This is a genomic window from Citrobacter sp. MGH103, assembly GCF_001034475.2.
Taxonomy (GTDB): domain Bacteria; phylum Pseudomonadota; class Gammaproteobacteria; order Enterobacterales; family Enterobacteriaceae; genus Citrobacter; species Citrobacter freundii.
Genome location: NZ_CP073043.1, coordinates 1915556 through 1926959 on the forward strand (window position 1 = coordinate 1915556; position 11404 = coordinate 1926959).

Annotated in this window: 10 protein-coding genes; all 10 read left to right on the top strand. The window is 44.3% G+C overall.

Going from position 1 to position 11404, the window contains the following annotated elements; translation table 11 throughout:
* Window positions 1-13: 13 nt before the first annotated feature.
* The 10 genes from wcaK (at window position 14) to wecB (ending at window position 11379) form a co-directional block, all read left to right on the top strand.
* Window positions 14-1294 carry a colanic acid biosynthesis pyruvyl transferase WcaK gene (gene wcaK, locus SK33_RS09050; protein WP_048218088.1) on the top strand — a complete coding sequence of 427 codons (1281 nt, stop codon included), beginning with the start codon at window positions 14-16 and terminating at the stop codon, window positions 1292-1294.
* A complete protein-coding gene (gene wcaL / locus SK33_RS09055; RefSeq protein ID WP_048218086.1) occupies window positions 1291-2511 on the top strand; it encodes a colanic acid biosynthesis glycosyltransferase WcaL in 1221 nt (406 codons plus the stop codon). The genes wcaK and wcaL overlap by 4 nt, the downstream gene beginning before the upstream one ends.
* Before the next feature lie 11 nt (window positions 2512-2522).
* The gene (gene wcaM, locus SK33_RS09060; protein ID WP_048218085.1) at window positions 2523-3917 is read left to right on the top strand and encodes a colanic acid biosynthesis protein WcaM; all 1395 of its coding nucleotides are present in this window, start codon (window positions 2523-2525) and stop codon (window positions 3915-3917) included.
* 165 nt (window positions 3918-4082) lie between these two features.
* Entirely contained in the window at window positions 4083-4976 is an 894-nt protein-coding gene (gene galF / locus SK33_RS09065) for a UTP--glucose-1-phosphate uridylyltransferase GalF (protein ID WP_048218083.1), read from the top strand.
* A gap of 373 nt (window positions 4977-5349) precedes the next feature.
* Entirely contained in the window at window positions 5350-6435 is a 1086-nt protein-coding gene (rfbB, locus tag SK33_RS09070) for a dTDP-glucose 4,6-dehydratase (protein WP_048218081.1), read from the top strand.
* Window positions 6435-7334 carry a dTDP-4-dehydrorhamnose reductase gene (gene rfbD / locus SK33_RS09075; RefSeq protein ID WP_048218080.1) on the top strand — a complete coding sequence of 300 codons (900 nt, stop codon included), beginning with the start codon at window positions 6435-6437 and terminating at the stop codon, window positions 7332-7334. Before rfbB ends, rfbD begins: the two co-directional genes overlap by 1 nt.
* Before the next feature lie 51 nt (window positions 7335-7385).
* Window positions 7386-8264, top strand: coding sequence for a glucose-1-phosphate thymidylyltransferase RfbA (gene rfbA, locus SK33_RS09080; RefSeq protein WP_048218077.1), 879 nt, complete (start codon window positions 7386-7388; stop codon window positions 8262-8264).
* Between the two features lies 1 nt (window position 8265).
* On the top strand, window positions 8266-8838 hold the full coding sequence (gene rfbC, locus SK33_RS09085; RefSeq protein ID WP_048218074.1) for a dTDP-4-dehydrorhamnose 3,5-epimerase: 573 nt from the start codon (window positions 8266-8268) through the stop codon (window positions 8836-8838).
* Between the two features lie 2 nt (window positions 8839-8840).
* A complete protein-coding gene (locus tag SK33_RS09090; protein ID WP_048218073.1) occupies window positions 8841-10091 on the top strand; it encodes a flippase in 1251 nt (416 codons plus the stop codon).
* A 142-nt stretch (window positions 10092-10233) separates the two neighbouring features.
* Window positions 10234-11379: a non-hydrolyzing UDP-N-acetylglucosamine 2-epimerase gene (gene wecB, locus SK33_RS09095; RefSeq protein ID WP_048218072.1), complete on the top strand. Its 1146-nt coding sequence runs from the start codon at window positions 10234-10236 to the stop codon at window positions 11377-11379.
* The last annotated feature ends 25 nt before the right edge of the window (window positions 11380-11404 follow it).

An 11404-nucleotide genomic window follows, 5' to 3' on the forward strand; every position in this document is an offset into this window, starting at 1 on the left:
TTAAGAGGTCATAATGAAATTACTAATTTTAGGCAACCATACCTGCGGGAACCGAGGGGATAGCGCGATCCTGCGCGGTTTGCTGGATGCCATTAACGCGTTGCGTCCCGAGACCGAAGTGGATGTGATGAGCCGTTACCCGGTGAGTTCTTCGTGGTTGCTAAACCGCCCGATTATGGGCGACCCGCTGTATTTGCAGATGAAGCAACATAACAACGCAGCGGGTGTTATGGGGCGCGTGAAGAAAGTGCTGCGTCGTCGCTATCAGCATCAGGTACTACTCTCGCGTGTTACCGATTCCGGTAATCTGCGCAATATCGCTATCGCCCAGGGCTTTACCGATTTTGTCCGTCTGCTGTCGCGCTATGACGCCATCATCCAGGTCGGCGGATCGTTCTTTGTCGATCTGTATGGCGTGCCGCAGTTTGAACATGCCCTGTGTTCGTTTATGGCGAAAAAACCGCTGTACATGATTGGTCACAGCGTGGGGCCATTCCAGGATGAGCAGTTTAATCAACTGGCGAACTACGTGTTTGGTCACTGTAATGCGCTGATTTTACGTGAATCCGTCAGTCTGGATCTGATGAAGCGCAGCGCAATTACCACGGATAAAGTCGAAACAGGCGTGGATACGGCCTGGCTGGTCGACAACCATCATGAGGATTTTGAGCCAGGTTATTCGGTACAGCACTGGTTAGACATGGCGGCTAAACAGAAGACCGTTGCCATTACATTGCGTGAGCTGGCTCCTTTTGATAAGCGTCTGGGGACAACGCAGCAAGCCTATGAGCAAGCCTTTGGCGGGGTGGTGAATCGCATCCTTGATGAAGGTTACCAGGTGATAGCGCTGTCAACTTGCACCGGTATTGATAGTTACAACAAAGATGACCGCATGGTGGCGTTAAACCTGCGCCAGTATGTTAACGATCCGGCCCGATATCATGTGGTGATGGATGAACTTAACGATCTGGAGATGGGGAAGATTCTGGGCGCATGCGATCTGACGGTGGGAACTCGCTTGCATTCTGCCATCATCTCGATGAATTTTATGACGCCTGCCATCGCCATTAACTACGAGCACAAATCGGCCGGGATCATGCAACAACTGGGGTTACCGGAGATGGCTGTTGATATTCGTCATCTTCTCGATGGCAGTCTCGAAGGGAAGGTTGCCGATACTCTCGGACAGTTACCTGAGCTGCGCATACGTCTCGGCGACGCGGTTATGCGCGAACGCGAACGTGGGGTACGCATGGTGCAGTCGGTTTTAACGCGTATTGAGGGGGAAAAATGAAGATTGGTTTTTTTCTGCTTAAATTTCCGCTCTCCTCCGAGACATTTGTACTCAATCAGATAACCGCATTTATCGATATGGGCTACGACGTGGAGATTGTCGCTTTGCAGAAGGGCGATCTTGAAAATACTCATGCCTCCTTTAATACCTACCGTCTGGGTGAAAAAACGCGCTGGTTGCTGAATGAACCGGAAAGCAAACTGGCGAAACTGAAATATAGGGCAGCGGCGGCTCTGCACGGTATTACCCGCGCAGCGACCTGGAAAGCGCTCAATGTTGCACGCTATGGCGATGAGGCGCGCAATCTGATTTTGGCAGCTATTTGCGGCGGGAATCCGCAAGCGTTTCAGGCAGATGTCTTTATTGCTCATTTTGGGCCAGCAGGCGTAACGGCCGCCAAGCTGCGTGAGCTTGGGATGATCCGCGGAAAAATCGCCACGGTATTTCATGGGGTTGATGTTTCGCACCGGGGCGTTTTGGCCCGCTATACCCCTGAGTATCAACAACTGTTTCAGCGTGGAGATTTGATGTTACCCATCAGCAATCTCTGGGCCGGACGTTTGAAAAGTATGGGGTGCCCGCCGCAAAAAATCGCGGTTTCGCGTATGGGTATTGATATGACGCGTTTTACCCCTCGCCAACTAAAAGCACCAGCCGCACCGCTGGAAATAATCTCTGTCGCCCGGTTAACCGAGAAAAAAGGACTGCACCTCGCCATCGAAGCTTGTCGTCAGTTAAAAGAGCAAGGCATCTCATTTCGCTATCGCATTCTGGGGATTGGCCCGTGGGAGCGTCGGTTACGGACGCTGATCGAGCAATATCAGCTTGATGATGTGATTGAGATGCCCGGCTTTAAACCCAGTCATCAGGTAAAGGAGATGCTTGAACAGGCGGATGTATTTTTGCTGCCTTCGATCACCGGAAGAGACGGCGATATGGAAGGGATCCCGGTGGCGCTGATGGAGGCGATGGCGGTGGGTATTCCGGTGATTTCCACCGTTCACAGCGGGATCCCGGAGCTGGTCGAGTCGGGTAAATCAGGCTGGCTGGCACCGGAAAACGACGCGCAGGCACTGGCAGAACGTTTAGCGGCATTTAGCCTGCTCGACAGTGAGCAGGTACAGTCGATTGTGCAGTGTGCGCGCGAAAAAATTGAAAATGAATTTAATCAGTTAGCTATCAATAAACAGTTAGCCAGTCTGCTGCAAACGATGTAAATCGAGGTTGTATGTCAGAGAACAAACTCTCACGCCGTACTTTTCTGACGGCGGGCTCTGCGCTTGTCGTGCTGCATTCTCCCGTTGTTCGCGCGCTTGAATCATCGGGCAGCGTCAACATTCAGGATTACAACCCACAGGATTGGGTGGCCTCTTTCAGGCAGGCGTTCAAAGAAGGGCAAATGGTCGTCGTACCAAAAGGCCTGGAATGTAAGGATCTCAATACTGCTATTGTTATTCCGCCAGGCAAAACGCTCTTCCTACAAGGGCGAATAAGTGGCAATGGCCGTGGGCGCTTTATTCTGCAGGATGGATGTAAAGTGGTGGGCGAGCAGGGCGGGAGCCTGAAGAACGTTACCCTGGATGTACGTGGTTCGGACTGTGTAATAAAAGGGATTGCCATGAGCGGTTTCGGTCCGGTGACGCAAATCTATATCGGCGGTAAAACTTCAAGGCTGATGCGTAATCTGATTATCGATGATATTACTGTCACACGCGCTAACTATGGGATTTTGCGTCAGGGTTTTCATAACCGAATGGACGGCGTAAAGATCACGAACAGCCGTTTTAGCGATTTACAGGGGGATGCCATAGAGTGGAATGTGGCGATCAACGACAGCAACATCCTCATTTCTGACCATGTCATTGAACGTATTAACTGTACCAATGGCAATGTGAACTGGGGCATCGGTATCGGGCTGGCGGGCAGTACCTATGACAATAGCTATCCTGATGAACTGGCGGTAAAAAACTTCGTGGTGGCGAACATCACCGGTACCGACTGTCGGCAGTTAGTTCATGTGGAGAACGGCAAGCATTTTATCATTCGTAATATTACCGCGCGAAATATCACCCCGGATTTCAGTAAGAAAGCGGGCATTGATAATGCGACGGTTGCTATTTATGGATGTGATAACTTCGTGATCGATAATATCAATATGGAGAACAGCGCAGGTATGCTCATTGGTTATGGCGTTATCAAAGGTCGATATTTATCCATTCCACAAAACTTTAAGCTAAATAATATCCATCTCGATAACACCAAACGTGAATACAAATTACGCGGAATTCAGATCTCCTCTGGTAATGCAACGTCATTCGTGGCCATCACCAACGTGGAGATGAAGCATGCCACGCTTGAGTTGCACAACCAACCGCAGCACCTTTTTTTACGTAACGTCAGGGTGATGCAGCAATCAGCTACGGGTCCCGCACTTAAGATGCACTTCGATCTGCGCCAGGACGTACGCGGTAAGTTTATGGCCAGGCAGGACACATTACTCTCACTGGCCAACGTACATGCAGTAAACGAAGCTGGGCAAAGTTCAGTTGACATTGACCGTATAAACCATCAGGTCGTCAATGTCGAAGCGGTGAATTTTCGACTACCGGGGCAGGGGAGGTAACTTTGCGACCATTCCTGGCTCAAGTCGCACATACTTGAGCTTAAGATTACTGCATTCTACAGATAAGCGGCGTAACATACGCGGCAACTGTACAATGTAATTCATACTGGCTAAAACAAGCTAAAAAGCTATAATTCAGCAACTAATGAATAGGTGAATGACTTAATGATTAATTTGAAAGCAGTTATTCCGGTAGCGGGTCTGGGGATGCACATGTTGCCAGCCACGAAGGCAATCCCTAAAGAGATGCTGCCGATCGTAGACAAGCCGATGATTCAATACATTGTCGACGAAATTGTAGCTGCAGGTATCAAAGAAATCGTTCTGGTAACTCATGCGTCTAAGAACGCGGTTGAGAACCACTTCGACACCTCTTACGAACTCGAATCGTTGCTTGAGCAGCGTGTTAAGCGCCAGTTATTAGCCGAGGTGCAGTCTATCTGTCCTCCGGGCGTGACTATCATGAACGTCCGTCAGGCTCAGTTACTGGGTCTGGGTCACTCCATTCTTTGTGCTCGCCCTATCATTGGTGATAACCCGTTTGTCGTGGTATTACCTGACGTTGTTCTGGATACCGCAAGTGCAGATCCGCTGCGTTACAACCTCGCTGCCATGGTGGCACGTTTCAATGAAACCGGGCGCAGCCAAGTACTGGCTAAACGCATGGATGGCGATCTGTCTGAGTACTCGGTTATTCAAACCAAAGAGCCTTTAGACAACGAAGGTAAAGTCAGCCGTATCGTTGAATTTATTGAAAAACCGGATCAGCCGCAAACGCTGGATTCCGATCTGATGGCCGTAGGACGCTACGTGCTTTCTGCTGATATCTGGGCAGAGCTGGAAAAAACTGAACCAGGTGCCTGGGGACGTATTCAGCTGACTGATGCCATTGCGGAGTTGGCTAAAAAACAGTCTGTTGATGCCATGCTGATGACGGGTGACAGCTACGACTGCGGTAAAAAGATGGGCTACATGCAGGCATTCGTTAAGTATGGGCTGCGTAACCTGAAGGAAGGTCCGAAGTTCCGTAAGAGCATCGAGAAGCTACTGAGCGAGTAGATATTTACAGGTCTTTGTGACGGTACGCCAGAAAAAATAGCGGCAGCTAACATCCCAGCTTCTATGCTTTAAGCAATGGAATGTTACTGTCGCTTTTTTATGAAAAATGACCAATAACAACAAGTTAACCTACCAAGTTTAATCATGGCTTTGTCAGATTTTTTCTTGTTTCTGGTGGCATTTGGTAAGACAATTAGCGTTTGAATTTAACAGAGCTTTGCGAAAGCTTGCGGGGCTGGTTACATCTTTGGAATTTAGGTAGTGCTCTGGTAGCTGCAAGGCCAGGGGCGGTAGCGTGCATAATGCCCAGATGCGTGCATTATGTGCCAGCATATTAAATAGTATTCGTATAAACGATATTCGGAATTAAAACGTGAAAATACTAGTTACTGGTGGGGCGGGTTTCATTGGATCCGCAGTAGTTCGTCATATAATAAAAAATACTCAGGATACCGTTGTTAATGTCGATAAACTTACCTACGCCGGTAACCTGGAGTCGCTTGCCGAAGTCAGCGAAAATAATCGCTATTATTTTGAACACGCGGATATCTGTGATAAAGCGGCAATGGAGCGTATTTTTGCCACTCATCAACCGGATGCGGTGATGCATCTGGCAGCGGAGAGTCATGTTGATCGCTCTATTACAGGGCCTGCGGCTTTTATCGAAACGAATATCGTCGGTACCTATGTGCTGCTGGAAGCTGCTCGTGGCTACTGGAACGGGCTGGAGGCAGATAAAAAACAGGCATTTCGTTTCCATCATATCTCCACAGATGAAGTATACGGCGACCTGCCACATCCAGATGAAGTGGCTGCTGGTAGTGTGTTGCCTCTGTTCACCGAAAAGACGGCTTATGCGCCGAGTAGCCCATACTCTGCTTCAAAGGCCTCAAGCGATCATCTGGTTCGCGCGTGGCTGCGCACCTATGGCTTCCCAACAATTGTCACCAATTGTTCCAATAACTATGGGCCGTATCACTTCCCTGAAAAACTAATCCCGCTGGTGATTCTGAATGCACTTGAGGGCAAAGCATTACCAATTTATGGCAAAGGCGATCAAATTCGCGATTGGCTGTATGTTGAAGATCATGCCAGGGCATTATACTCCGTTGTGACTCAGGGACTTGTAGGTGAAACCTACAATATCGGTGGTCATAACGAGAAGAAAAACCTGGACGTTGTCCATACTATCTGCGATTTGTTGGATGAGATTGTGCCTAAAGAAGGTTCTTACCGCGAGCAAATTACATATGTAGTGGATAGACCTGGACACGATCGCCGCTATGCGATTGATGCAGCGAAAATCAGCGATGAACTGGGCTGGAAGCCGCTGGAAACCTTCGAGAGCGGGATCCGTAAGACTGTTGAGTGGTATCTGTCGAATACGCAGTGGGTTGAGAATGTGAAAAGCGGCGCCTACAAGACGTGGATCGAACAGAATTATGGAGAACGTCAGTAATGAATATTCTGCTGTTTGGTAAAACGGGCCAGGTGGGTTGGGAATTGCAACGTGCGCTAGCCCCGTTGGGGAACCTGATCGCATTAGATGTACATTCGACTGACTATTGTGGTGACTTTAGTAATCCACAAGGCGTGGCAGACACCGTTCGTCGTATCCGGCCTGACGTTATCGTCAACGCGGCTGCCCATACGGCAGTAGATAAGGCTGAGTCCGAAGTTGAATTTGCCCGGTTGCTTAATACGACCAGTGTGGAGGCAATTGCCAGAGCTGCCGCAGAAATCGGAGCGTGGGTAGTGCATTACTCCACGGACTATGTTTTTCCTGGCACCGGCGAAACACCATGGCGCGAAACGGACGCTACAGCGCCGCTTAATGTCTACGGTGAAACCAAACTGGCGGGAGAAATGGCGCTTCAGACGCACTGCGCCAACCATTTGATTTTCAGAACCAGCTGGGTGTATGCAGGTAAAGGCAATAATTTTGCGAAAACGATGCTGAAACTGGCAAAAGAGCGCGCAGAGCTTTCGGTAATTAACGACCAGTTCGGTGCGCCAACTGGAGCTGAACTTCTTGCTGACTGTACGGCGCATGCTATCCGTGTTGCGATGAACAAACCCGATGTGGCTGGACTCTACCATCTGGTTGCGGGTGGAACCACGACCTGGTATGACTATGCAGCACTGGTGTTCGATGAAGCCCGTAAGGCAGGAATTGAACTGGCATTGACCCAATTAAATGCGGTGCCGACCAGTGCGTATCCTACACCTGCACACCGTCCAACAAATTCTCGCCTGAACACCGATAAATTCCAGAATAACTTTGAGCTGGTATTACCGCAGTGGGATGCTGGTGTAAAACGTATGTTGGCTGAGTTGTTCACGACAACGGCGATCTGAATTTATTTTAATGCCCCTTGACGGGCATTTTGCACATAAAGAGATGATGAAATGAAAACGCGTAAAGGGATTATTTTAGCTGGTGGCTCAGGTACTCGTCTTTATCCTGTCACTATGGCTGTAAGCAAACAACTGCTGCCAATCTATGATAAACCTATGATCTATTATCCGCTTTCTACGCTAATGTTGGCAGGGATTCGTGACATCTTGATTATTAGTACTCCTCAGGATACCCCTCGATTTGAACAGTTATTGGGTGACGGTAGCCAGTGGGGACTTAATTTACAATATAAAGTACAACCGACACCAGATGGCCTAGCCCAGGCATTTATTATTGGTGAAGAGTTTATCGGTAATGATGATTGTGCTCTTGTTCTGGGTGACAACATTTTTTACGGACATGACTTACCAAAATTAATGGATACTGCCGTAAATAAAGAAAGCGGTGCAACAGTATTTGCCTATCATGTCAACGATCCTGAACGTTACGGTGTAGTTGAGTTCGATAAAAGTGGTACAGCAGTTAGCCTTGAAGAAAAACCACTCGAGCCTAAAAGTAATTATGCAGTAACCGGGTTGTATTTCTATGACAACGATGTTGTTGAAATGGCAAAGCACTTAAAACCTTCTGCACGTGGTGAGCTTGAAATTACCGACATTAACCGAATTTATATGGAACAGGGAAGGTTATCTGTTGCAATGATGGGGCGTGGCTATGCATGGCTTGATACTGGTACGCATCAAAGCCTAATTGAAGCAAGCAATTTTATTGCGACCATAGAAGAACGTCAGGGATTGAAAGTTTCCTGTCCAGAAGAGATAGCATATCGTAAGGGGTTTATTGACGCGGAGCAGGTTAAACAATTAGCTATCCCACTGTCAAAAAATGCTTATGGGCAGTATTTGATTAAGATGATTAAGGGCTATTAATATGAATGTTATCAAGACTGATATTCCTGATGTGCTGGTTTTCGAACCTAAAGTGTTTGGTGATGAACGTGGTTTTTTCATGGAGAGTTTTAACCAGAAGGTATTTGAAGAGGCTGTTGGACGTAAGATCGAATTTGTGCAGGATAACCATTCTAAATCTGCGAAAGGCGTGCTTAGGGGACTGCATTATCAACTTCCACCTTTTGCCCAAGGGAAATTAGTTCGCTGCGTTGTAGGTGAGGTTTTTGATGTCGCGGTGGACATTCGTAGAGATTCTGAAACATTTGGTAAATGGGTTGGTATAAATCTTTCGGCTGAAAATAAAAGACAACTTTGGATACCTGAAGGATTCGCTCATGGGTTTTATGTTTTAACTGATACAGCAGAATTTTTATATAAAACGACAGCATATTATTCACCAGCGCATGATGCTGGTATTCTTTGGAATGACCAAGATTTGAATATCCAATGGCCAGATGTCAATGAAATATTTTTGTCAGAAAAAGACAAAGTACAAAATAATTTTAAAAATATATATAATATTGAATGTGTTGCTAGAAAAAATAGAAATTAAAAATGAGTTTATTAAGACATAGTGCATATAATCTTGCTGGTTATATACTTCCCACATTGATAGCAATACCCAGTTTGGGTGTTATTTCTCGATGCTTGGGTATTGAAGCTTTTGGTATTTTTATGTTGATTTTTGCTCTTGTCGGATATTCAAGTATATTCGATGCTGGTTTAACCAGAGCTGTCATAAGAGAGGTGTCAATTCATAAGAATAATGAACAAGAACAACTAAAGATATTGTCTACCTCGACTGCGGTTGTCTTTATTCTTGGCATTTTCGCCGCTGTACTGCTTAACGTTTTTTCTCTGCAGTTAATACATTTTTTGAAAGTGTCAGAAATATATTTTCAAGATATAAAATTCATATTTTATTTATTGGCTGTGATTATTCCAATATATTTGGTTAATCAGATTTGGTTAGCCTATCTTGAAGGGGAAGAACAATTTGCTATTTTAAATATACAAAGAACTGTAACAAGTTCTATTTTGGCTGGGTTGCCAGCAATATTAGTTTATTTTTATGGTTCTTTAATTAGTGCTGTATATGGGATTGTTATTTCCCGTATGTTTTCTTTAGTTGTTACATATGCGTTTAGTTCTCATATACTTAAGAAAGTGCGTCCTGTAATATGTTTTGATACTTTAAAACGAATGATTAAATATGGGAGTTGGTTGACCGTAAGTAATATAATAAGTCCTGTAATGACTTATTTTGATAGATTTATTATATCTAATGTTTTAGGTGCAAATAATGTGGCCTTTTATTCTGCTCCAGCAGAAGGCATATCACGATTATCAAACGTTCCATTTGCATTAAGTCGAGCGCTTTTTCCAAAAATAAGTTCTATAAGTAATAAATTAGAAAAAAAATCATTGGAAGACAAAAGTTATTTCATCATTAGCGTGGTATGTCTACCAATTGTAATTATCGCAATAATATTCTCACACTTAATAATGTCTACATGGATGGGGGAGAGTTATGCAGATAAATCATCTATTATATTGCAAATTTTATTAATTGGATTCTATTTTAATTCATTAGCACAAATTCCATATTCAGTATTGCAGGCATCAGGTTTCTCAAGAGCAACAGCATTGATCCATTGTACGGAAGTTATTCCTTATCTTTTAATCCTATATGTATTAACATCTGACTATGGATTAACTGGCACAGCTATCGCATGGTCTTTAAGGATGGTCGTTGATTTTTTAATACTATACTGTGTCAGAAGGAAAATGGATGAAAAAAAATAAATATAATATTATAAAATAAACTATCAATATATATGTTTATGGGGAATATATATCATGCTTAATTTAGAGTATTATTGAAAGTGTAACAAATAGCATTGTTGATATAAAAACACAGTGTAATGGAATGTAAAGGCAACATATTATGATTAAGAAAATATTAATTGTTTTTGGTACGAGACCAGAAGCTATCAAAATGGCATCGGTAGTAAATGAAGTAAAGAAGAATCCATTCTTAGAATGCAAAGTCTGTGTAACTGGTCAACATCGTGAAATGTTGGATCAAGTGTTAGACGTATTTGATATTATACCAGACTATGATCTTAATATAATGAAATCAGGTCAGACATTAGGTGATATTACCTCGGAAATTTTGATTAAAATAAAGCCTTACTTGGATAAATTCCAACCAGATATCGTGCTTGTCCATGGGGATACAGCAACTACATTTGCTGTAAGTTTAGCTGCTTATTATAACAAAGTCGCTGTAGGACATGTTGAAGCTGGCTTACGTACTGGAAACATATATTCACCTTGGCCAGAAGAAGCTAATAGAAAATTAACATCAGTATTAACACAATACCACTTTGCTCCAACCCAGCAATCAAAAGTCAATCTTATTAATGAAGGATATCCGGGAAATAAGATTTTTGTAACTGGGAATACAGTTATCGATGCATTGTTGATCGCAAGAGATAAAATTAACTCAGACCCTAGCATCGTAAACACGATGCATGAACGCCTGCCATTTTTATCTCAGAACAAAAAAATAATTTTAGTTACAGGGCATAGGCGTGAAAGTTTTGGTGCAGGCTTTGAAAATATTTGTGAGGCATTAGCCGCTCTTTCTAAGCAGCATGATGATATTCATATTGTTTATCCTGTTCATATGAACCCTCAAGTACGTGAGCCCGTTAATAGAATTCTGTCAGGGATTAATAATGTAAGTCTTATTGAACCACAACAGTACCTTCCATTCATTTTTCTAATGTCAAAGGCTTACTTGATATTAACGGATTCAGGTGGGATACAGGAAGAAGCTCCATCTCTTGGCGTGCCGGTATTAGTGATGCGAGAAACAACTGAACGTCCTGAGGCTGTTGATGCTGGAACAGTAAAGCTAATAGGAACAGATAGGGATAAAATTATTGAAAATGTAAATGAATTACTTTCATGTAAAGAATCATATCAAAAAATGAGCCATGCTCATAACCCATATGGAAATGGATGTTCTTCGCAACGTATTGTTTCTATTTTATTAAATAGCGATCTAGACGCTATTGGCTCGTGATTTATATGCGATCTTGTAATATAGA

Excerpts from the sequence above, each read along its gene's own strand:
- rfbA (WP_048218077.1), top strand. The coding sequence starts at position 7,386 with ATGAAAACGCGTAAAGGGATTATTTTAGCTGGTGGCTCAGGTACTCGT.
- rfbC (WP_048218074.1), top strand. The coding sequence starts at position 8,266 with ATGAATGTTATCAAGACTGATATTCCTGATGTGCTGGTTTTCGAACCT.
- SK33_RS09090 (WP_048218073.1), top strand. The coding sequence starts at position 8,841 with ATGAGTTTATTAAGACATAGTGCATATAATCTTGCTGGTTATATACTT.
- galF (WP_048218083.1), top strand. The coding sequence starts at position 4,083 with ATGATTAATTTGAAAGCAGTTATTCCGGTAGCGGGTCTGGGGATGCAC.
- rfbD (WP_048218080.1), top strand. The coding sequence starts at position 6,435 with ATGAATATTCTGCTGTTTGGTAAAACGGGCCAGGTGGGTTGGGAATTG.
- wcaK (WP_048218088.1), top strand. The coding sequence starts at position 14 with ATGAAATTACTAATTTTAGGCAACCATACCTGCGGGAACCGAGGGGAT.
- wcaL (WP_048218086.1), top strand. The coding sequence starts at position 1,291 with ATGAAGATTGGTTTTTTTCTGCTTAAATTTCCGCTCTCCTCCGAGACA.
- wcaM (WP_048218085.1), top strand. The coding sequence starts at position 2,523 with ATGTCAGAGAACAAACTCTCACGCCGTACTTTTCTGACGGCGGGCTCT.
- wecB (WP_048218072.1), top strand. The coding sequence starts at position 10,234 with ATGATTAAGAAAATATTAATTGTTTTTGGTACGAGACCAGAAGCTATC.